The organism is Spiroplasma endosymbiont of Crioceris asparagi (genome assembly GCF_964020035.1).
Taxonomy (GTDB): Bacteria; Bacillota_I; Bacilli_A; order Mycoplasmatales; family Mycoplasmataceae; genus TIUS-1.
In genome coordinates, this window is the sequence record NZ_OZ026475.1 from 481,668 (window position 1) to 502,487 (window position 20,820).

A 20,820-nucleotide genomic window follows, 5' to 3' on the forward strand; every position below is an offset into this window, starting at 1 on the left:
AATTTGCTCATTTATTATGATTTTTGAAGTAAACTTTAAAGTTTATAAAGAAATTAATTGACTAAAGTAAAATGATCTTTGAATATTATTTTAGAATTATTTTAATAATAATTAATAAGATTATTTTGCAAAAAATAAAACACCACTAGCAGTGGTGTTGATAAGTTATTAATTTAAGAAATATTTATTAATTTGTTTTTTTCTAAAGCATATTCTCAAATACTTTTATTAAACATACTTGTGTCATTTTCTACAAATACTTTATCATTTAAACCAACAATTGTTCTTGTAATAAGATGTAGATAATTTTCATCTGTTAATTCACGCTTATTGTAAAATTCTGAAATAGCTACCTTATTGTTGATAATTGTTTCAGCTTTTAAATCATCACTAATTATTATTTGTTTATTAGAAATATTTTTTGTTTTGTTATACAAACAAACAACATCATCTGCTTTAACTTCTTTATCTTTCACTAAAGCAATTTTGTTATCTAATTTTAAAATGTTTTTATCACCTTTATAAAATAAAACAAATGGTGGTTTGTAAACTTCTTTAAATCCTTCTGGATAGTCATTATCTAAAATAGTAATAAATTGATATTTAACATCATTAATAACTCTATTTAAATCTTCTTTAGCGATTTGTTCTTTTTCTTTTAAAGCACTATAAATTTTATCTCAATCGCCATTATATTTAATGGCAAAATATAAAAGAATTTTATTCATTAATTATAATTAACCACTTTGTTGGCAAATACTTCATTAAGATATTTAGTTTTATCTTGGGAAGCAAAAGAAATTAATCTTCCCTCAATTGACACTAATGAGTCTTCATAATAATCATCAACATACCCTAAAGTATTTGATCATGCTTTAACATTAATATAATCACTTTCATAACTACCATTTTTTGATTTAAAAGGTCTTTGTACTTTTAATATTAATTTATATAGTTTTTTATTTTCATTTTTGTCATTTTCATAAATGATTTCTGGACTACCTATTAGTTGTCCCATTATTGTTACATTATTCATAAATCCCCCTAACATATATATCGTTAAGAAAATAAAACTATAGAAGCTTTTATATAAATAAAGTAAAATTAACTAATAGGAGAAAAAATGGAAACTGAATTTTTAAAACTATTAGAAAAATTAACAAAAAATAATCCTGAGTTTAAATTAAGAAATCCTAATGATCAAGAAAATCATTTTTTAAAACAGTTTGAACAAAACGACCATTTAAGAACTGGGTTTATTTATAAATTTGTGAATACTAAAGGCATGATGTATATGTCACTTCCTTTAGCCCAATTATTAGCAGAGATTAATCAATCAGGAGTAGATCAACAATTTTTGGTATACAAAGCATTGTTAATAAAATAAAAAAACTGCCAAATGCAGTTTTTTTTATTTTATTGTTTATTCAATAGTATTTGATGATGAATTTGAATTTTGATCATTTGTTGTGTTAGTTTCATTTAATGGGTGTTTTACAAAATAATTTATTGTAAATAGAGGAATGATAGCTCCAATTACAGATAATAAAATTACTATAACGCTATTTATTGTGATTCATGCTTGTTTAACAAAATCATCATATATCGCTTCTGCTTCTTTTGAAGAATAACCAAAAATATATTTATAGGTTTCTATTATATTTAATCTGGCATCTTGTTTTGTGGCATTGTTTTTAAAAAGAACCATATAATCTCTAGTAATTAAATTAAGTACTCCTATTAAAACAAATATTAATGAAACAATAGTTGTAGCAACTAAAATGAAATTAAATTTTTTTGTTTTATTAAAATAAGAACCAATTAAAGGTAATGGGATTGATAATCATGCAATTACAATTCCAAATACAATTAATAAATAAGATGTATTAAATGTGTCAATAATTTTACCTTCATCATTAATTCTGTCTAATACAAACGTATTTAAATTTGGTAAGTTTAATTTTAAACCAATTCCAAGAAATGCTATTAATAATAATATTGCAAAAGCTAAAGAACTTGCTGCAATAATCATTGATTGTTTTGATACTTTATTCATATAAACTCCTTTATATTAATTTATTTTACAAAAAAAATAAAATAAACAATAAATATTTCAAACATTTATAAGTGTATTTTATTTTTTAATTTATTTAATAGTTTTAAGCTTATATTTATTTACTTTTTTTATACTAAATTTCTTTTTTAAATTCTTTTACCATTTTTTCACATTTAAGTTCAGCATCTTGTTGTGAGTCACCAACACAAACAAAATAAACTTTAATTTTTGGTTCAGTTCCTGATGGTCTAATTGCAAATCAACTTTTATCTTTAAAATAAAATTTTAAAAGATTTTGACCTGGCATATTATAAAGTCCATTAATATAATCTTCTATCATATCAATTTCAAAGCCGGCAAATGAAGTTAAATTACCATTTCTAAATTTATTCATAATTGGATCAATTTTTGATTTTATTTCTTCTGGTTTAAAATTGAAGTTTAAAGTTTTAGTTACATAAAATCCATATTCTTTATATAAATCATTTAAAACATCGATTAATGTTTTGTTGTGATTAGTATGGAAGTATCATGCCATTTCACTTAACATAATTGCCGCTTGAATTCCATCTTTATCTAAAGTTGATTCATTCAACACATAACCATAACTTTCTTCATAAGCAAATACAAAATTTAAACCACGATCTTTTTCTTTTAAAATTTCAGAACCCATTCATTTAAAACCTGTTAATGTTTTAATAATATTAACTTTATAACCCTCTTTAGCAATTCGGTCTCCCAAATCACTTGTTACAAAACTAGAATATAATGCTGGATTTTTGGGCATGCGATTATTTAATTTTAGTTGTGATAATTTTCAATTAATTAACAATGGTCCTGTTTGATTACCGTCTAGTCTAATTCATTTACCTTTATGATTTATTGCTAAACCAATACGATCAGCATCAGGATCAGTCATAATAATAATTGCTGCGTCATTATATGCTTGACCATATTTTTCTAATGGTATTTTTCAAGCGGGATCAAATTCTGGGTTTGGATTAACAACATTTTTAAATGTTTCATCAGCAAAGGCATGTTCTTCAACTTCAATAACTTCATATCCTGATTTTTTTAAAATTGTAGGTACAAACTCTGTTCCTGTTCCATTAACAGCAGAATAAATTAATTTAAAGTTTTCCCGTTTTTGATTTGGAAAAAATTGTAATCCTTCAATCATCTTTAAATAATTATTGATAGTTGTTTGTGAAACAACTTCGATCAAGGCATCATTTTTTTTATATTTTCAATCTAAAATATTCATAATTTCATTCATAATTTCTGAAATTTCTTTAGTGTCTTCATCAATTAATTGACAACCAAATTCATCATAAATTTTATATCCATTATATTCGGCTGGATTATGTGATGCTGTAATCACAATCCCTCCGATTGCATTAAGGTCTTTAACTGCAAATGAAACTACAGGTGTTGGTTTCATTTCATTATTTTTAAATAAATACGCTTTGATTCCAAAACTAGTCAAAATTTCTGCTACTTCTTTTGCAAATCTTTCAGAGTTATGTCTATTATCGTGACCGACAACAACACCTCTTTCTAAATTGTTTGGATATTTTCTTTGTAAAAGTTTTGCATATGAAATTGTTACTTTTTTAATTGTGTAAATATTAAATCTTCCAGGACCCGCACCAAGAACTCCCCTAATACCTGCTGTTCCAAATTCAAGTTCAATATTAAAAGCAGCATTCAATTCTTCATCTGATGCTTTATTTAACATTGCTTTTACTTCTTCATCCAACATTTCATTATTTTTTCATTGTAAATAAACTGGATTTTTTTTATTAAACATTTTTCTCCTTAATTAACTTAATTGGTTTATAACTTAATCGATGAACTGGTAAAATACCAAGTTTTGTTGTTGCTTCAATATGAGATTTTGTACAATACCCTTTATGATTTTTAAAACCATAACCTGGTCATTTATGTTCATAATTAGTTAATATACGATCTCGATATACTTTTGCAATAATTGAAGCACAAGCAATTGAAAAACTTTTATAATCACCTTTAATAATGGAATTAATTTCATAACCATCAATAACAATTTTTTCAGCATCAACTAAACACATTTCTGGTTTAACCTTTAACTTCTTAATTGTATCTATCATTCCTAATTGACTAGCTCGCTTAGGATTTAATTTATCGACGTTTTGAGCATCATATTCACAAATACTATAACTAATACAATTTTCTATAATTAAGTCATATAGTGATTCTCTCATAGTCTCAGACAACAATTTTGAGTCTTTAATGCGTGTATCAAAAAAGTCTTCTTTCATTATAATGCTTGCAACAACAATTGGTCCTGCCATTGCTCCCCGACCAACTTCATCACTACCACTTAATATTTTAATATTATATTGATTACGAATTTGATTATCAAAGTCTCACAATTTCATTATCACTCAATACCATTTTCAAAATCTGATGTTGAATTAGGATCAATTTCTTCACCATCATTGATTAATGTTTCTTCAATAGCTGTTGGTTCACCAATATTAAGTGGTGATTCATAAGAAATTTTCTGCAATTTATTATTAATTAAATCATTTATAAATAAATCAATTGCTTTATTCACATTTGGCATATCATTAAAAACAAACATATTTTTACGTTTAGCAATTTCTTCAAATAATTTAAAGGCATCTTCATAGCTAATTGGTCTTGGTAATTGTTTTTTAATATCATATCTATTTTCTATAACGTTTGGGTACACTTCATAAATGTATCGCATCATTCTTGCTGCCAATCTTTCTTTTGGAACAACATTAATATTAATTGCATTAACAGCAGCACAATTAAAGGCAACTAGTTCGCTTTCAAATTTTGAAGGCAAAACACCTGGAGTATCGTATAGATTAATGCTATCTGTTAAAACAAATCTTTGTAATCCTTTTGTAATTCCTGGCATATTAGCAATTTTAATTTTCTTATTTTTAACAACTCTAGAAATAACAGTTGATTTTCCTACATTGGGAATTCCTAAAATCATGACATTTATTTCAGGATTATCAATTCCCCTTTTTTCTTGTTTTTTTCGACTTTTAGCAGTTAACTTTTCAATTAATTTAATAAACTCTTTAGTAATTGGTTTTTTATGATCTTTAATTACAAAACATTTATTACCCTGTTTTTCAAACACACTAATTCATTTTCTAGTAACGCTTTCATCTGCTAAATCATTTTTTGTAAATATCATTAATTTATTTTTATCACTTTGTTTGATAATTTTTTTAATCATTGGATTTTGAGTTGAATATGGTGCTCTTGCATCAACAACTTCAATAATCAAATCAACTCACTTTAACATTTGCTCAACTTTTTTTAAAGTTTTGTTCATGTGTCCAGGGAATCAATTAAAACTTTTTTTATCGCTAATTATTTCCATATTTAACACCTTCAATTATTTTTGTTTATTTATATTATAATTAATAATGTATTAATAGTTGTTAAAATATTTAACAAAATATTTAAGAAGGTTTATTTATGAAAAATGAAAAAAAGTATTTGTCGATTTTAGAATACAAGAATGTAACTAGGCCAGCAGTCATTGAAGATTTTGTAGAAGATATTAAAATAACATTTGAAGCTATTTCAACTAATCTAAATATAATGACTTATTTTAATATGATTTGTTTTGATTTATATGGTTTTGAATTTGACAAAATGAAAAAAACTCATGGTATACAATTACAAGATGAAGATGAAGATGAATTAAACTTAACTTATTTAGAAGTTTTGTATAACTTGATTGCCCAAATTCATATTAGAAAATTAAAATACACAGACCAAGTTGGTTATGATTTATACATATTGCCATTAAAAATAAAAAAATATTTAAACAGCAAAGGTTACAACTTAATAACTAGTGAAAATGCTAGAGGTGTTAAGTGTTTTAAATTAGAATTAATTGAAGAATAAAAAAATAATGACATTAGTCATTATTTTTTGTTAATTCATTTAATAATCATTCTGCAACAAGTTTTGCTGATTGCGGATTTTGACCTGTAATAATTCTGTCATCTTTAACAACAAATGGTTTAAATGGTGACTCAATAATAAATTTTGCTTCATTTTCTTTTCCAACTTTTTCATTTGAAAATGGTACTAGCATTTCTTTTTTGCTCAAAATTTCTTCTTGATCAGTAAATCCTGTAATTTCTTTATCTTTAATAAAGTAATTACCTTTTTTATCTTTCATTCATAAAAGTCCTGCTACACCATGACATACAGAAGTAATAAATCCATCATTTTTATAAATTTCTAATGCTAATTTATCTAATGCTTCATTTTTTGCAAAGTCTCACATCACACCATGACCACCAGTATAATAAATTGCAGCATAATCTTTTGGATTAACATCTGATGGTGTTAAAGAATTTTGAATTGCTCTTTCTTGAAAATCTTTAGAATTTAAAATTTCCAAATCTCTTTCTGTAGCAAAACTCATTCCCACTGGATCCAAAGGAACTCTTCCCCCTTTTGGACTAATATAGTCTATTAAAAAGTCTTCACCTTGCATAATATCTACAAAATCTGTTGCTTCACTTAATCAAAGTCCTGTTTTTACATCACTATTTCCATAGTGATCAATATTTGTTAATACTACTAATATTTTTTTCATATGTTTTATTTGGATTTAAAATTTAAATCCATTGCCTCCTCCAAAATTTGGCATTCTTCCTGATTTCATTTGTTTTGTCATTTCCAAAACTTGTTTTTTTGCTTTATCAAATTGATTTACTAAATCATTTAATTCTTTTTCTGTTCTTCCTGAACCTTTAATAATTCTTTTTTTACGGTTAAGAGCTTTCAATAATCTCGGTTCTCTTCGTTCCTTAATTGTCATTGAATTCATTAAAATATTTGCCACTCGAAATCTCTCTTGTGCTTTTTCAATTTGTGATTCATTTATTTTGCCGTTCATTCCTGGAATCATCTTCATTAATCCACCAAAAGAACCCATTTTTGTTAATTGTTCTAATTGATTTCTTAAATCTTCTAAGTCAAATTGACCAGTCATCATCCTTCTCATGGTTTTTTCCATGGTTCTTTTATCAACAACACTTGAGGCTTTCTCAAACAATGTTTCAACATCACCAAGACCCATAATACGGTCTGCCATACGTTTTGGATAAAACTCTGACAAGGCACTAATTTTTTCACCTTCACCAATAAATTTAATTGGTAATTTAGTTATATAAGAAATGGAAATTGCTGCTCCACCACGTGTGTCTCCATCAAGTTTAGTAACAATTACCCCTGTTAGTTTCAATAATTTATCAAACTCTTGAGTAACATTAATAATGTCTTGACCAGTCATTCCATCAACTGTTAAAAGTATTTCTGATGGTGAAGTTAATTTTCTTAATTCGTTTAACTCATTCATTAAATTTTTATCAATTTGTAAACGACCAGCAGTATCTAAAATAACAACATCATATTTATTAGTGTTAGCAAATTCCATTGCTTCTTTTGCTGTTTTAATTGGATCTTGTTTCCCTTTTTCAAAAACATCTAATCCATTTTTATTAGCTATTTCAACCAATTGATCAATTGCTCCAGGTCTATAAATATCTAGAGCTACAAGTAAAACTTTTTTGTTTTGTTTTTTAACAAAATGAGAAAGTTTGGCAGCTGTTGTTGTTTTCCCAGCCCCTTGTAAACCAACCATCATAAAAGTACTTGGTTTTGCAGACATATTTAGAGGTTTCTTTTGTTCTCCTAAAATATTTACTAACTCTGCATGAACAATTTTAACCATTTGTTGATCGGCTCTAACACCCTCTTCAATGGCTGTTCCAATTGCTTTAGATTCAATGTTTTTAATTAATTGTTTAACTACATCAATGTTAACGTCAGCTTCTAAAAGAGAAAGTCTAATTTCTCTTAATGTTTCTTTTATATTTTCTTCATTAAGAACAGATTTCTTTAAATTTTTTTCAATTGACTTTTGAACTCTTTTGGCTAAAAAATCTCCAAATCCCATAACTATATTTCTCCTTACATTATTAAAATTATAGCAATTTTAATGTTATATCTCTACTATTTCAATTTTTTCTCTAATAATAGTTACAACAATTTTTCCTGGTGTTTTATTAATTCTTTTAACAACATTTTTAATTTCTTCAGAAATAATTTTCATTTCTAAATCACTTACTTTTTTAGGATCAACTATTACTCTTATTTGTCTACCAGATTGTAATGCGAAGACTCTCATTACACCATTAACTTTTTTACACTCTTCTTCAACTTCTCGCATACGAGTAATAAAGTTACCAATGTCATTGTTTCTAGCACCAGTTCTAGCAGCTGATAATGTATCAGCAATAACTACTATTTCTGCATATGGACTTTGTTTTTCAACATCACCATGATGTGCTTCAACAGCATTTATGATAATGCTTAACTCATTAGCATTTTTTAATTCTTGAGCACCTATTTGCACGTGTGTCATTTCACTTTCAGAATCCACAGCCTTACCAATGTCGTGAAATAACCCTGCTTTTTTAGCAATTCGAGGATCAAGACCTAACTCTAATGCAATTTTTCCGCATAATTGTGCAACTTCAATAGAATGTACTAAAACATTTTGCCCATAACTGGTTCTAAAATGTAATCTACCTAATAAATAAGTTAAACGTTTACTTACGTTATCTAAGTCTAGTTTTGCAATTGTTTTTTCACCAATATCATAAATTTCTTCTTCAATAAATTTATTTTGAAGTTGAATTTCTTCTTCAATTAATACTGGTTGAAGTCTTCCTAATTTTAATAATTTTTTTAATGTTCTTAGAGCAACTTCTCTTCTTATTGGATTAAAAGAAGATATTCCAATTTTGGTTGTACTGTCATCGATAATAATATCAACTCCCCCATAATGTTGGAATGCCTTAATATTTCTTCCTTCTTTACCAATAATTCTTCCCTTAAGATCTTCTGAATCTATATCCATAAATGTTAAGTTGTATGTCTCTGTTGAATCAACTGCAACATCTTGCATAGCATCTAAAATTAAATTTCTTGCTTTATGATTTAATTCAGCTTTATTAGTATCTTCTAAAACTTTAATTTTTTCATTAAATTCTTCTTTATAAAGACTTAAGATATGTTTTTCTAGTTGTGCTTTTATTTCTGTTTTTGAAATGTTAGCTAAATTTTCTAAAGTTGATACTAAATTTTTCTTATCTTCATCTAATAAAATTTTTGCTGATTCAAGATTATTTCTAACCTCTGTTAAATCAGCATTAAGTTGTTTGTATCTATTTTTTTCATTTTCAACAATTAATTTATTTTCTTCAATTATTTTTTTATTATAACTTAATTCATTTAACAAAAAATTACGACGCTCTTCGGCTTCGTTTATAATATCTTTTGCTTTATTTTTAGCTGAATTGATGATATTTTTATAAATTTGTGTTGCTTGTTTTTTTGGTGGTTTTTTTAGTTTTATAAAGTGCAATATAAAAACTATAAGCACAAAAAAAACAATAATTGCAATTGCGAAAATTACAATAAATGAACTTAATAAAATTGTTTCTTTTGATATTAAATTAATTAATTTAATATTTGGTCTCATATTCGGTTACCTCTCTATATTCTAATAAAAAGGCTGTGTGTTAGTTTTACTAACACAATATATTTTATATTACTTTTCTAATTTTTGATAAATTTCGTCAATAAGTTCTTTATGGGATTCAAGATATTCTCTAACTGCTTCTTTTCCTTGACCAATTTTTATATCATTGTATGAAAATCAAGAACCCGATTTTACAATAATTCCTTCAAAGGTTGCAAGCTCGATAATTTCTAATAATTTATCAATCCCCTTATTATAAGTAATTAATATTTGACACATTTTAAATGGTGGCGAAACTTTGTTTTTAACAACTTTTACTTTAATTTTACTTGCAACAGCTTCTTTATCTTTTAAAATAGTTTCTGCCTTTCTTACTTCAATTCTTAAAGATGAATAAAATCGTAACGCCCTTCCACCAGGTGTAATTTCTGGGTTACCAAAAATAATTCCTACTTTTTCTCTTAATTGGTTAATGAAAATAACAACAGTATTAGTTTTAGAAATAATTCCATTAATTTTTCTTAACCCTTTAGACATTAATCTTGCTTGAGCTCCAATTTGTTGGTCACCCATTTCCCCATCAAGTTCTGCTTTTGGTACTAATGCTGCAACTGAATCCACAATTACAATATCTACTTTTTTAGATTTAACTAACATTTCTAAAATTTCTAATGCTTGTTCTCCAGAATCTGGTTGTGAAACAATTAAGTTTTCAATATCCACACCAATTTTTTTAGCATAACCCGGATCTAAAGAATGTTCTGCATCAATAAAAGCAGCTACTCCATGATTTTTTTGTGATTCTGCAATGGCATGTAATGCTAGTGTAGTTTTACCACTACTTTCTGGTCCATAAATTTCAGTAACTCTTCCTTTGGGATAGCCATTAACACCAATTGCTCTATTCAAAAGTAAACTTCCTGTAGAAATAGTTTCAATATTTGAATTAATCTTGTCACCAAGAGACATAATTGATCCCTTACCAAAAGACTTTTCAATTTCTTTAATGATTTCATTTAATTCAGGATCATCAAATATTGTTTTTGACATTGTAATTACCTCTTCAATTTTTTTTGATTTGTTTTTTTCTAAGTTCATAATTTCCTCCGTAATAAACAACGTTAGAAATTTAATATAATATGAACTTTTTTTAAAACCTTTTCTTTAACTTCTTTTTTAAAGTCTTCCCGTAAACTGTTAGTTTTGGTTGTAAATGAAAAAATGTTAATTTCATCTTTATATTTAATGCCATAAAAAACTAAACCAGATTTGGGGTTTGTTTCATCAAGTGGTGGCGCAAAACCTGTAAACCCCAAAACAAGATCTGTTTTTAAAAGTATTTGAGTGTTGTTTAACATTTCCGTTAAACATTCTTCACTAACTGAACTATATTTTTTAATTACTTTTTGTGGAACATTTAAAATATTAATTTTAAATTCGTCACTATAGCAAACAAAGCCACCTTTAAAAATTTTAGATGAATTACTTATGTTTGTTATTTCGTGTGCTAAAAAACCACCCGTAAACGATTCACACGTTGAAATAGTAATATTTTTTTCAATGCAAAAGTTTATGAATTGTTCCATGCAATAAATCCTTAAAAAATAAAGTGAGTTAAATTATCATAACCCGCGTTTTGTACATGTACATGTGCTAATCATTTATCTACCCGAAGGTTCAAAAGAAAGATTCATTTCTCCTTCTTCTAATTCCTCTACCAAAATTTGAGTTTCTTGCTTGTGAAGTTTACCCGTTCCATATCATGGTTTCCCACTACTCGTCTCTGTGGCACTTTATGTCATTATCATAGTTTCCCTTAGATAATTAAGACGTTGTTATTTAAAAATACCCAAGGTTACTTTATCCCTTGGCACAAACACTACTTTCATCGCAGAAAGTGCAAGCGCGGAGTTTCCTCTATATTATTTTTCAAATACAGCGATTAGCTCAAATTTAACTCACCTATATTATATATTAGTCTTCTTCAACTTTATTATTATTGTTTTGTTGTTTTTCTAATTTAGAAAGACGTCTATAAAGATTTGAATCTAGATTTTCAACACGTTCTTTGTTTAGTGATTCTAGTTCTTGTACACGTGCTTTTAATTTAATATTTTGATCTTCTAATTCAATATTTTTTTGTTTTAATTTATTAACTACTTTATCTCTGTCATTTTCAAGTTCGTTGAATCAAACATAGTCTTCTACAATTGTGTCCAAGAAACTATCAACTTCTTCAACTTTATATCCCTTATATTCAATTTCAAATTCTTTTTCAGATATTTCTTTAGATGTTAGTTTTGCAAATTTACCCATGTTAGCTCCTATTATTAACTTAATTATACTATTAAGTAAATGTTTTTTAAAAACTAATCGATGTATTTTATGAGGTGATTATGATAATAAAAAATAAAGGAATGTTTCTTGAAACATTAATTAATAACACAATTTATTTATTAAAAGAAGAAGGTTTTGCGTTTATTTATAAAATTAATCCATCAACAAAAATTATTTCAAAAAATAATCAACAAGTTTTTGGGGTTTTGGAAGCAAATGAATTTTGTGATTATGTTGGTTTGTACAATGGCTTGTATGTTGAATTTGAGGCAAAAGAAACAGAATTAAATTATTTTAATCTTTCTAATATTAAGAAACATCAAATAAATAAAATTAAACTTGTAAGCCAAAATCATGGAATTGGGTTTTTTATAATTTATTTTCACAAACAAAATAAATGTTTTTTATTAACTGTTAAACAAATTGAAGGATTAAAAACTAAAAAAGTTCCTTACAGTTTTTTTGAAACTGAATGTGAACTAATATATTTTGACAATATAGGTTTAAATATTAAAGATGTTTTAAAAAAATTAGTCTGCTAATCAATTAAATCAAGTTAATGATTTTTTTTCTTGATTTGTAATTGAGGCTAATTCTTTTATTAATTCATTTAGGTTTGTTAATTTTTTAGTAATTAATATTTCATTAATTTTTGATTTACTTATTCCAGCTTCTACAAAAGAATTCAATTGAACAATATCTTCAAATGATAATTTTTTTTCAATTTTATTAGCAACAAATTCAAAATTTTTATCATTTTTAAATGTTTCTGTTTCATTTTCAATCATTGCAAGAATTCTTTTTAACATTGGATCAAACGAAAGAACTTTATGTTTTACATCTAAAACCAATAATTTTTTAGTAAACAAATCATCCATTTCAGTATCAATTTGTTCTTTTGAAATATTCATAAACATTGCTAACTCGTTAGAAGTGCAAATTTTAGAATTCTTTTTAACCATACTCATTATTAATAATGTAATAACTAGTTGATTTTCATTCATGCCTAATTTTGAATAATAATTTAAAACTAGTTCTTTTTCATTTAATAAATTATTTTCTATTAATTTAATCATGTCCTACCTTGCTTTATTTTATTATTATAAAATAAAAAACCACTCGCGTGGTTTTAATATTTTAAAAATTATTTTGCAATAGCTTCTTTTAGTTGTTTAGAAGGTTTGAATTTTGTAACTTTTTTTGCAGGAATATTAATTTTTGCTCCTGTTGCAGGGTTAACTCCAACTTTTGCAGCTCTTTCAGCTGTTGCTAATTTTCCAAAACCAGCGATTGCTACTTCTTCACCTTTAACTAATGATTTGATGATTTCATCAAATACTACGTTAATAATTTCTTCAGATTGTGCTCTTGTTGTTCCACAATCAATTGCCAATCTTTCAGCCAATTCTTTTTTTGTCATATTTTTCCTTTGCCCTATATTTTTAATTTATATACATTACCAAGCCCTAAAAAAATTTATTAATCATTATGCTTGGACGTTTATAATTATACAAAATTTCATATAAATTTGCAAATAATTTAGATTTGATGCCACTTTTTTGTAAAATCTCATGAATTATTTTGCAAGTTAAAACCCCTTCAGCAGTCATTTTTGATTCTTCTAAAACTTTTTTTGGATTATCAGTTGTTGCTAGTGAAACTCCTAATGAATAATTTCTTGACTTAGGAGACATTGTTGTCAATATAAGATCTCCTATTGTTGAGTGATTCATATACTCAGTTTCGGATGCTCCAAAATATTTTGCTAACTCTAGAATTTCTAAGTTACCCAATGAAACTAATGATGAAACTGAGTTATCAGATTTCAACATTGCACTTGCCATTCCAGAAATAATTGCTAAACTGTTTTTTGCTGCTGCTGAAACTTCACACGCAATTATATTTGTTGTTGGTGTAACTTTAAAATACTCATTTGAAAATAGTTCTGCAATATGTTGTGCTGTTTCCATTTTTTTTGCACAACTCATTAAACAAGTTGGTTTTCTTTCAATACATTCGCTTGCAATTGATGGTCCATATATTGCCACGTAGTCTTTCAACATTTTTTCATTTTTTAATTCTTCAACAATCGCATTGCTTAAAAGACCATTTGTTTCTTCACAAAAACCTTTAGTTGTATTAATAATATATACTTTTCTATCTAACCTTTTAACGATTTCTCTTAATGTTGGAATAATTACTTTTGATGGTGTACATAATATTATATATTCTGCATTTTCAATAGCTGCATCTAAATTTGAAGTAGCTTTAATTTTTTCATTAATTGGTAAGTCTTGAAAAAATTTACTATTTCTATGATTTAACATAATGTCATCAACTTCTTCTTGAACTATTCCATACATAGTTACACTATGACCATTATCTGAAAGAACATTTGCTAACACTGTTCCATATGCTCCAGTTCCAATAACTGTAAAATTTTTAATATCCATTTTTAAGTCCTTTCCCTAACAATAATGTTTATTGGCACACCCTTAAAGGCAAATTGATTTCTAATCTGATTTTCAATATATCTTTTGTAAGAAAAATGCATATAGTTAACGTCATTTACAAATAAAACGAATGTCGGAATATATGCATCTACCTGCGATGAATAAAGAATTTTTAATCTTCCTCCATTGTGGTTTGGTGCAGGATTTAATAATTGTGCTTTATTTATTATCTCATTAAGAACGCTAGTTCTAACTCTTTTTTTCAAAGAAATTTTAATGCCTTCTACTAAATCGAAAATTTTGTGTACTCTTTGTTTTTCAATAGCACTTGTAAAAATTATTTCTGCATATTTTAAATATTTAAAATAAGCTCTAATTTCTTCTTCTTTTTTAAGAATTGTTGTTGAATTTTTATCTACTAAATCTCATTTATTTGCAATTATTAGAATTGGTTTTTTTTCTTCGAATGCAAACCCACCAATATTAGTGTCATGATCAGTTACTGGTTGTGAAATATCAATTACTAATAACACAACATCTGCTTTGTTAATTGTTGAGATTGATCTCAAATAACTATATTTTTCTAAGTTTTCAAAAATACGGCCTTTTTTACGCATCCCAGCAGTATCTACAAGTGTGTATTCATTGTTTTTGTATACAAAACTTGAATCCACTGAATCAGTTGTTGTTCCAGGAACATTAGAAACAATCATTCTTTTTTCATTTAAAATTGCATTAACTAAACTAGATTTACCAACATTTGGTTTACCAACAATAGCCACTCTAAAATCATTTTCTGATTCTGTTACTTCTGGTTTTTTTATAACTTCAATTGTTTTGTCTAATAAATCACCAACACCAATTCCATGTTCAGCAGAAATCATAATTGGCATTCCTAATCCTAAAGTCATAAAATTATATGCTTCGTCAATTTGAGTTTTATTATCATATTTATTAACAATTAAAATAATAGGTTTTTTAGTTTTGTAAAGAATTTTTGCAACTTGTTTGTCATCTTCTTCAATTCCACGTTTGTAATCAATTACAAAAATAATGGCATCAGCTTCTTCGATGGCAATTTCAGATTGCATGCGAATCTCTTTTGAAAAATCTGTTTCTTGTAAAGTAATACCACCAGTATCTACTAAAATAAATTCTCTATTCAATCATTCTGCCACTGCATAAAGTCTATCTCTAGTAACTCCTGGAGTATCATCCACAATTGCTTTTCTTTCTTTAATTATTCTGTTAAACAATGTTGACTTACCAACATTTGGTCTTCCAACAATTGCAACAATTGATTTCTTACTCATTGTTATTCACCTGATTTTTCTTTAATTATGTTAATGATTTCGTTAATGATTTCTTCTTTAGATTTAATTGATGTATCTACTAAAATTGCGTCACTAGTTTTAATTAATGGTCCTACTGTTCTATTTTTATCAGATTCATCTCTATCAAAAATTTGTTGTTCAATATTTTCTAAAATATTTGGTTCTATGTTATTTTTTTTATTTTGTTCATATCTTCTTTGAGCTCTTATTTTGTAATTAGTATCAAAATAAAATTTTAAATCTGCATTGGGTAGAACAACGCTTGTGATATCTCGACCAATCATAATTATTCCCTTAGTTGCTAATTTAGATAAAATATTTGTTAATTTTTCTCTAACTTGTGGAACAGGAGTAATTTTGTTTATATTTGAAATTACTTCATTGTCAAAAAGATATTCATTATAATTTTGGCCATTCACAAAAACAATATTGTTTTGAAAATAGCAATCAAATTTAGAAAGTGAATTTAAGATTGATAATTGGTCATTAAAGTTTGTATTTTGATCTACACAAAATTTTGTGAAAGCACGATATATTTTTCCTGAATCAATTATTTCATAATTAATTAATTTAGCTACGTGTTCCATAGTTGAACTTTTACCACTACCAGCTGTACCATCAACAGCAATTACAATCTTATTCATAAACTCCCCTTATTTTAAAAACATTATCATAAACAATAACATCATAACAATTAGTATTACACCAATTGTTATTATTAATATATTTATTTTTTTAGAAGCAAATTTTTTACTATCTTGTTTTAGTTTAGTATAAATTTTTTCATTTGCCTCATTTGTTACATCAATCATTTTGTTAATTGTTCGTTCATCATTTTGACGCATTGCCTCAATTTTATTTGGTTCTAGATCAGTTGTTGCAACAACCCTTTGACTAATTAAAATTGAATTTATACGTTCTTGAAATACTTTTTCAGTGTTTAAAATGTTTTTATAAAAATTTTCAAACTTTTCATCATCAATATTAAGATTGTTAGTTGATTCTTCTTCTATAAATAAATTTTCATTTTGATTATTTTTTTCAAAATTAATAAGTTCTTTGAAATATCTTCTTAATTCATATTTGATTTCTTCTGATATTAAATTAGAACTTTTATCTTTATCTAAATAAGGTCTTTCAATGTCATAATTTTTTATAAAAGCAGAGACTTTAGGATTAAAGTAATTTTTATCTACAGCAATTAATGTTTCATTAATATTATAGATTGCATTTTTTTGTTCTTCGTTCAAACGATGTTGTTCATTTTTCTTAGCAATTTCATTATGAAGTTCTTTGAAACGTTCCATCCTTGTTTGTTGCGACATAAAAAATTCCCCTAATGTAATATAACTAATACTATTATATATACATTTTAGAGGGAATTAGTAAGCAAAGTGGTGATTTATAATTCTTGTTTTTGGTTCAATAAAAAATATTGCAATTGAACAAATTGAAAACCTAATAAATTCAGCGACTAGCAATACCAATAAGTGTCAATTTTTACCATCAAGAAATTGATTTAATGAACCATCTTGTGCTTTGGAATCTTGAAATCCATTCATTGCCCACATAGAAATTACTGTTCCCAGTGTAAATAAAATTGTCCCAATAATAATTATAAAAAATTGTGGAAAAATTCTTTTTAAAAAATCAATGTGTTTGTTTGTTTCCTTATGATAGTTAGAATTTTTAAATACTACATAATAAAAGAATCATATTATAAAAATCATTACTGGATATACAAATGAATCAATCATTGTTTGAAATCAAAAGTGATCAGGATCTATTATCATTCCATGAATCCATGGTAATAAAAATGCAATAATGCAACCAAATAATGGCCCAATTACTGGTGAGGCAAGAACTAATACTAAAAAGTCTAGTATTCTAATTGGCACTTTTATTCCACCAAATAATGCCTCTAAAGAATCTTCTAGTAAACTATCAAGTCATGTAAAAATTAACGCTAGTGCTAAAAAAACACCAGAGGCAGCAATTTTAAAAATTAGCTCTCTTCTATTTCTAAACTGATATGCTCTTTTAATTGAAAAATCTTCATCAGTAACATCATCATGTGTTCCGCTTGCTGTAATATGGTGAATTCCATGATAGTGATCTTTTTTTTCTTCAGTTTCAGAATGACCTTCAATTATATGATTTATGTCTTTTTCTTCAATCATTTTAGTTTACCCTCTAATATTTTTATTATACACAAAAAAATCTAAATTATAAAAATTATAATTTAGATTTTAAAGATATTTAAGTGCTCGTTGAGTTGCTAAAAAAATTAGTAAGTTAACATAGTATTTACAAATAATAAATCCAGTTAAGATTCAAAAAAAATGAGATGAGTGTTTTAAACCCGAAACACCATAAATATCTAAAAATATAAAGTAATTAAACATACACATTATGCTTGCACAAATTGCTGAAGGTACTACAAATAAAATAAAAAACATAATCTTTGCTCTTAATTTTAAAAAGGCAAATTTTTTTTCTTTATTATCTTTACTTTTTAAAATTATATAAAACAGCATATCTACTAAAATTATTTCAACAAAATCTGCTAACCATAAAACACAAACTCCAATTGGTTCTGATCCTGGAAAATACGCTAATCGTAACCATGAGGCCGCTGTAACTCCAATCAAAGTATAAAATAAGTTTGTTCTTAATATTAAATAAATATATATAAATCAATTTATTTCAATAACTAAAAAACCTTCAAACGGGATTAATTTAGTTATTAAGCTAAATAACGAAAATAAAATAGACAAAGCTACGCAAAGTCCTGTGTCTGAAATTTTAGAAACTGTAGGTTTAAAATAATTTACTGCTTTTTCTATTTTAAGACGAAAAAAAATCATTGTTCCACTTCCACATTTAAATATATTATATAATATAAGAAATGTGTTAAGGAGAAACATGGCAAAAAATAATGAAGAATTAATTGTGGAAATGATTGTAGAAATTCCTAAAGGGAGTTCAAATAAATATGAATATGATGAAGTAAGTAAGTCAATTTCATTAGATAGAGTGTTGTATGGAGCAAACTTTTATCCAGGAGAATATGGTTTTATACCTGAAACACTTGACTGAGATGGTGATGCATTGGATGTTATTTCTTTAATTACCTACCCTACTTTTCCTGGTGTAAAAGTTAGAGTTCGTGTTTTAGGAACTATTAAAATGATTGATGCTGGTGAGATTGATACAAAACTATTTGGTGTTTTAGCAGATGATCCAAGATTTAAAGATTTTAATGAACTAGGTGATGTTCCCCAACATTTAAAAGATGAAGTAGAAAATTTCTTCTTACAATATAAACAATTACAAAAAAAATCAGTTGTTATAAATGGTTGAGGCGATAAAAAACATGCTATTCAAGAAATTGCAGAATGCAAAGAAAGATACCAAACTTATAAAGATAGATTGCAAGTTCCTGGTGGAAAAGAAGCCATCTTAAAAGAATGAGAACAAAAAGGATTAGGTAAAGCCTAATCTTTTTTATATCATTGCAAAAGGACCAAAATACTTTACATTTTCTGTTTTTACATTTAATCTAATAATTTGAAAATCAACTTTTGGAATATTAACTGAATAAGTTCTTGCAGCAACAATATCTTCAACATAGCCACGTAATTCAGTTTTAAAGAATGCTGCCATGTCTTTTTCATACATACTTTCAATAATTGTTTTTTTGTTGTTGGCATAAAGTATGCAAAATAAATAAATAAAAAACATTATAAAAAAGATAAACAATAAAAATAATAAAATTATTTCAATTAATATATGGTGTTTTGCTAAAAACATTTTGTTTGAATAATGATCTAATAAATATAAAGAAGCAATAAAGACTGCACTAATTAAAAATAAATTTCTGCAAAATGAAGGAATTGTTGTTGTGACTAATTTTCAAAATCTGATTGCTTTATTTTTTTTAAATAACATAGCATTAAATCAAATTGAAGCCAATACATAATCTAACTCATAACCTGCAGAAACTTGTTTTCATTGCGGAACAATAATTTTTTTTTGTTTTTTATTTAAATGATTATAAATTGATGAATAATAATATTCATTAGAATATTCAAAGGTTAAATCAGAATTTAAATACTTAATTGCTGCATCACCAGTTTCTTGAATAATTTTATCACTCACTGTTAGTGAACCATTATTAATACTAGGAACTTGTGCTCTACCATAAATAAATGTAATACTTATTTTTAAACTTAAATAAAACAAGAAAATTGCAATATCAATAAAAAATATAATCTCAATAAGTATTCCCATAATATCACCTTACTTTGATTATATATCTTTATTATTCTTTTACATTGTGATATAAATTTTGCACATCTTCTAGTTCATTTAATTTATCACATAATTTTTCAAATTTAATTTTATTTTCACCATCTAATATAACTTCTTCATTAGCTAACATTGTAGTTTCTGCAATTTTGTAATTTTTAATTTTTTTATCTAAAGCTTTTTTTACATCATTAAATGCAGTAAATGGTGCATAAACTATTGTCATTTCATCTTCTTCAACAACATCATTAATTTCAACTTCTGCTTCAAATAAATATTCAAATGTTTGTTCTACATTCATTTCATCAAATCCAAAAACACTACAATCATGGAATGCATAACTAACAGCTCCTGCTGTTGCTAATTTTCCGCCATTTTTATTAAACACATCTCTAATTTCTGAGATTGCTCTATTCACGTTTGATGTTAATGAATCAACAATAATCATTGACCCACTAGGTCCATAACCTTCGTATCTATTTGACACATAGTTTTCATGATCATTTCCTTGAGCTCTTTTAAGTGCTCTTTGAATTGTATCATTCGGAACTTGTTTAGTTTTTGCTTTATCAATAGCTGCACGCAAAGCTAAATTCGCATTGGGGTCAACTGATCCACCCTGTTTGGCAGCTAAATAAATTTCTTTTGCTGCCCTTCCATTAATAGCTGATTTCACTGCCCCAGTTTTGGCCATTGATTGTTTTCTAACTTCAAATGCTCTTCCCATAA

General features: G+C 26.2%; 26 protein-coding genes and 1 other RNA gene. 4 read left to right on the forward strand and 23 right to left on the reverse strand.

Going from position 1 to position 20,820, the window contains the following annotated elements; all coding sequences use genetic code 4:
• Nucleotides 1–173: 173 nt before the first annotated feature.
• Together AACL01_RS02255 and AACL01_RS02260 are read right to left on the reverse strand one after the other, a co-directional pair.
• The gene (locus AACL01_RS02255; RefSeq protein ID WP_339022443.1) at nt 174–728 is read right to left on the reverse strand and encodes a DNA-processing protein DprA; all 555 of its coding nucleotides are present in this window, start codon (nt 726–728) and stop codon (nt 174–176) included.
• The gene (locus AACL01_RS02260; protein WP_339022445.1) at nt 728–1,036 is read right to left on the reverse strand and encodes a single-stranded DNA-binding protein; all 309 of its coding nucleotides are present in this window, start codon (nt 1,034–1,036) and stop codon (nt 728–730) included. The genes AACL01_RS02255 and AACL01_RS02260 overlap by 1 nt, the downstream gene beginning before the upstream one ends.
• A gap of 87 nt (nt 1,037–1,123) precedes the next feature.
• On the opposite strand from AACL01_RS02260, the gene AACL01_RS02265 reads away from it, so the two are divergent.
• On the forward strand, nt 1,124–1,387 hold the full coding sequence (locus tag AACL01_RS02265; protein ID WP_339022446.1) for a hypothetical protein: 264 nt from the start codon (nt 1,124–1,126) through the stop codon (nt 1,385–1,387).
• A gap of 36 nt (nt 1,388–1,423) precedes the next feature.
• Here the strand turns inward: AACL01_RS02265 and AACL01_RS02270 are convergent, their stop codons facing one another.
• From AACL01_RS02270 to ylqF, 4 genes are all read right to left on the reverse strand, one after another.
• On the reverse strand, nt 1,424–2,056 hold the full coding sequence (locus tag AACL01_RS02270; RefSeq protein ID WP_339022447.1) for a hypothetical protein: 633 nt from the start codon (nt 2,054–2,056) through the stop codon (nt 1,424–1,426).
• A gap of 133 nt (nt 2,057–2,189) precedes the next feature.
• Nucleotides 2,190–3,866, reverse strand: coding sequence for a phospho-sugar mutase (locus tag AACL01_RS02275; RefSeq protein ID WP_339022449.1), 1,677 nt, complete (start codon nt 3,864–3,866; stop codon nt 2,190–2,192).
• Nucleotides 3,859–4,476 (reverse strand): ribonuclease HII, encoded by a 618-nt coding sequence (locus AACL01_RS02280; protein WP_339022451.1) that lies wholly within the window; start codon nt 4,474–4,476, stop codon nt 3,859–3,861. Before AACL01_RS02280 ends, AACL01_RS02275 begins: the two co-directional genes overlap by 8 nt.
• Nucleotides 4,476–5,465, reverse strand: a complete 990-nt coding sequence (gene ylqF, locus AACL01_RS02285; RefSeq protein ID WP_339022452.1) for a ribosome biogenesis GTPase YlqF — start codon at nt 5,463–5,465, stop codon at nt 4,476–4,478. The genes AACL01_RS02280 and ylqF overlap by 1 nt, the downstream gene beginning before the upstream one ends.
• 98 nt (nt 5,466–5,563) lie before the next feature.
• Here ylqF and AACL01_RS02290 point away from each other — a divergent pair, with 98 nt between their 5' ends.
• Nucleotides 5,564–5,998, forward strand: a complete 435-nt coding sequence (locus tag AACL01_RS02290) for a hypothetical protein (RefSeq protein WP_339022453.1) — start codon at nt 5,564–5,566, stop codon at nt 5,996–5,998.
• A 13-nt stretch (nt 5,999–6,011) separates the two neighbouring features.
• Here the strand turns inward: AACL01_RS02290 and AACL01_RS02295 are convergent, their stop codons facing one another.
• The 7 genes from AACL01_RS02295 to AACL01_RS02325 form a co-directional block, all read right to left on the reverse strand.
• On the reverse strand, nt 6,012–6,701 hold the full coding sequence (locus AACL01_RS02295; RefSeq protein WP_339022455.1) for a type 1 glutamine amidotransferase domain-containing protein: 690 nt from the start codon (nt 6,699–6,701) through the stop codon (nt 6,012–6,014).
• Between the two features lie 15 nt (nt 6,702–6,716).
• Entirely contained in the window at nt 6,717–8,066 is a 1,350-nt protein-coding gene (ffh, locus tag AACL01_RS02300) for a signal recognition particle protein (RefSeq protein WP_339022456.1), read from the reverse strand.
• 45 nt (nt 8,067–8,111) lie between these two features.
• Nucleotides 8,112–9,656: an HD domain-containing protein gene (locus AACL01_RS02305; protein ID WP_339022457.1), complete on the reverse strand. Its 1,545-nt coding sequence runs from the start codon at nt 9,654–9,656 to the stop codon at nt 8,112–8,114.
• A 69-nt stretch (nt 9,657–9,725) separates the two neighbouring features.
• Nucleotides 9,726–10,754 carry a recombinase RecA gene (gene recA, locus AACL01_RS02310; RefSeq protein WP_339022458.1) on the reverse strand — a complete coding sequence of 343 codons (1,029 nt, stop codon included), beginning with the start codon at nt 10,752–10,754 and terminating at the stop codon, nt 9,726–9,728.
• Between the two features lie 23 nt (nt 10,755–10,777).
• Nucleotides 10,778–11,242 carry a nicotinamide-nucleotide amidohydrolase family protein gene (locus AACL01_RS02315; protein ID WP_339022459.1) on the reverse strand — a complete coding sequence of 155 codons (465 nt, stop codon included), beginning with the start codon at nt 11,240–11,242 and terminating at the stop codon, nt 10,778–10,780.
• A gap of 34 nt (nt 11,243–11,276) precedes the next feature.
• Nucleotides 11,277–11,610, reverse strand: an RNA gene (gene rnpB, locus AACL01_RS02320) — RNase P RNA component class B.
• A 20-nt stretch (nt 11,611–11,630) separates the two neighbouring features.
• Nucleotides 11,631–11,972, reverse strand: a complete 342-nt coding sequence (locus tag AACL01_RS02325) for a DivIVA domain-containing protein (protein WP_339022460.1) — start codon at nt 11,970–11,972, stop codon at nt 11,631–11,633.
• A gap of 80 nt (nt 11,973–12,052) precedes the next feature.
• Here AACL01_RS02325 and AACL01_RS02330 point away from each other — a divergent pair, with 80 nt between their 5' ends.
• On the forward strand, nt 12,053–12,535 hold the full coding sequence (locus AACL01_RS02330) for a Holliday junction resolvase RecU (RefSeq protein WP_339022461.1): 483 nt from the start codon (nt 12,053–12,055) through the stop codon (nt 12,533–12,535).
• On the opposite strand, the gene AACL01_RS02335 is transcribed toward AACL01_RS02330, so the two are convergent.
• From AACL01_RS02335 to AACL01_RS02370, 8 genes are all read right to left on the reverse strand, one after another.
• Nucleotides 12,524–13,069 carry a DnaD family protein gene (locus AACL01_RS02335; protein ID WP_339022462.1) on the reverse strand — a complete coding sequence of 182 codons (546 nt, stop codon included), beginning with the start codon at nt 13,067–13,069 and terminating at the stop codon, nt 12,524–12,526. The genes AACL01_RS02330 and AACL01_RS02335 overlap by 12 nt on opposite strands.
• A 68-nt stretch (nt 13,070–13,137) precedes the next feature.
• Nucleotides 13,138–13,413 (reverse strand): HU family DNA-binding protein, encoded by a 276-nt coding sequence (locus tag AACL01_RS02340; protein WP_339022463.1) that lies wholly within the window; start codon nt 13,411–13,413, stop codon nt 13,138–13,140.
• 46 nt (nt 13,414–13,459) lie between these two features.
• Nucleotides 13,460–14,446 carry an NAD(P)H-dependent glycerol-3-phosphate dehydrogenase gene (locus AACL01_RS02345; RefSeq protein ID WP_339022465.1) on the reverse strand — a complete coding sequence of 329 codons (987 nt, stop codon included), beginning with the start codon at nt 14,444–14,446 and terminating at the stop codon, nt 13,460–13,462.
• A gap of 2 nt (nt 14,447–14,448) precedes the next feature.
• Entirely contained in the window at nt 14,449–15,759 is a 1,311-nt protein-coding gene (gene der, locus AACL01_RS02350; protein ID WP_339022467.1) for a ribosome biogenesis GTPase Der, read from the reverse strand.
• A 2-nt stretch (nt 15,760–15,761) separates the two neighbouring features.
• Nucleotides 15,762–16,424: a (d)CMP kinase gene (gene cmk / locus AACL01_RS02355; RefSeq protein ID WP_339022469.1), complete on the reverse strand. Its 663-nt coding sequence runs from the start codon at nt 16,422–16,424 to the stop codon at nt 15,762–15,764.
• A 9-nt stretch (nt 16,425–16,433) separates the two neighbouring features.
• Nucleotides 16,434–17,105, reverse strand: coding sequence for a hypothetical protein (locus AACL01_RS02360; RefSeq protein ID WP_339022470.1), 672 nt, complete (start codon nt 17,103–17,105; stop codon nt 16,434–16,436).
• A 57-nt stretch (nt 17,106–17,162) separates the two neighbouring features.
• Nucleotides 17,163–17,960, reverse strand: a complete 798-nt coding sequence (locus AACL01_RS02365; RefSeq protein ID WP_339022471.1) for a hypothetical protein — start codon at nt 17,958–17,960, stop codon at nt 17,163–17,165.
• 69 nt (nt 17,961–18,029) lie between these two features.
• Nucleotides 18,030–18,647 carry a hypothetical protein gene (locus AACL01_RS02370; protein ID WP_339022472.1) on the reverse strand — a complete coding sequence of 206 codons (618 nt, stop codon included), beginning with the start codon at nt 18,645–18,647 and terminating at the stop codon, nt 18,030–18,032.
• A 58-nt stretch (nt 18,648–18,705) separates the two neighbouring features.
• Here AACL01_RS02370 and AACL01_RS02375 point away from each other — a divergent pair, with 58 nt between their 5' ends.
• Nucleotides 18,706–19,281, forward strand: coding sequence for an inorganic diphosphatase (locus AACL01_RS02375; protein WP_339022473.1), 576 nt, complete (start codon nt 18,706–18,708; stop codon nt 19,279–19,281).
• Between the two features lie 6 nt (nt 19,282–19,287).
• On the opposite strand, the gene AACL01_RS02380 is transcribed toward AACL01_RS02375, so the two are convergent.
• Together AACL01_RS02380 and AACL01_RS02385 are read right to left on the reverse strand one after the other, a co-directional pair.
• Nucleotides 19,288–20,073, reverse strand: a complete 786-nt coding sequence (locus tag AACL01_RS02380; protein ID WP_339022474.1) for a hypothetical protein — start codon at nt 20,071–20,073, stop codon at nt 19,288–19,290.
• A gap of 31 nt (nt 20,074–20,104) precedes the next feature.
• Entirely contained in the window at nt 20,105–20,818 is a 714-nt protein-coding gene (locus tag AACL01_RS02385; protein WP_339022476.1) for a YebC/PmpR family DNA-binding transcriptional regulator, read from the reverse strand.
• Between the last annotated feature and the right edge of the window lie 2 nt (nt 20,819–20,820).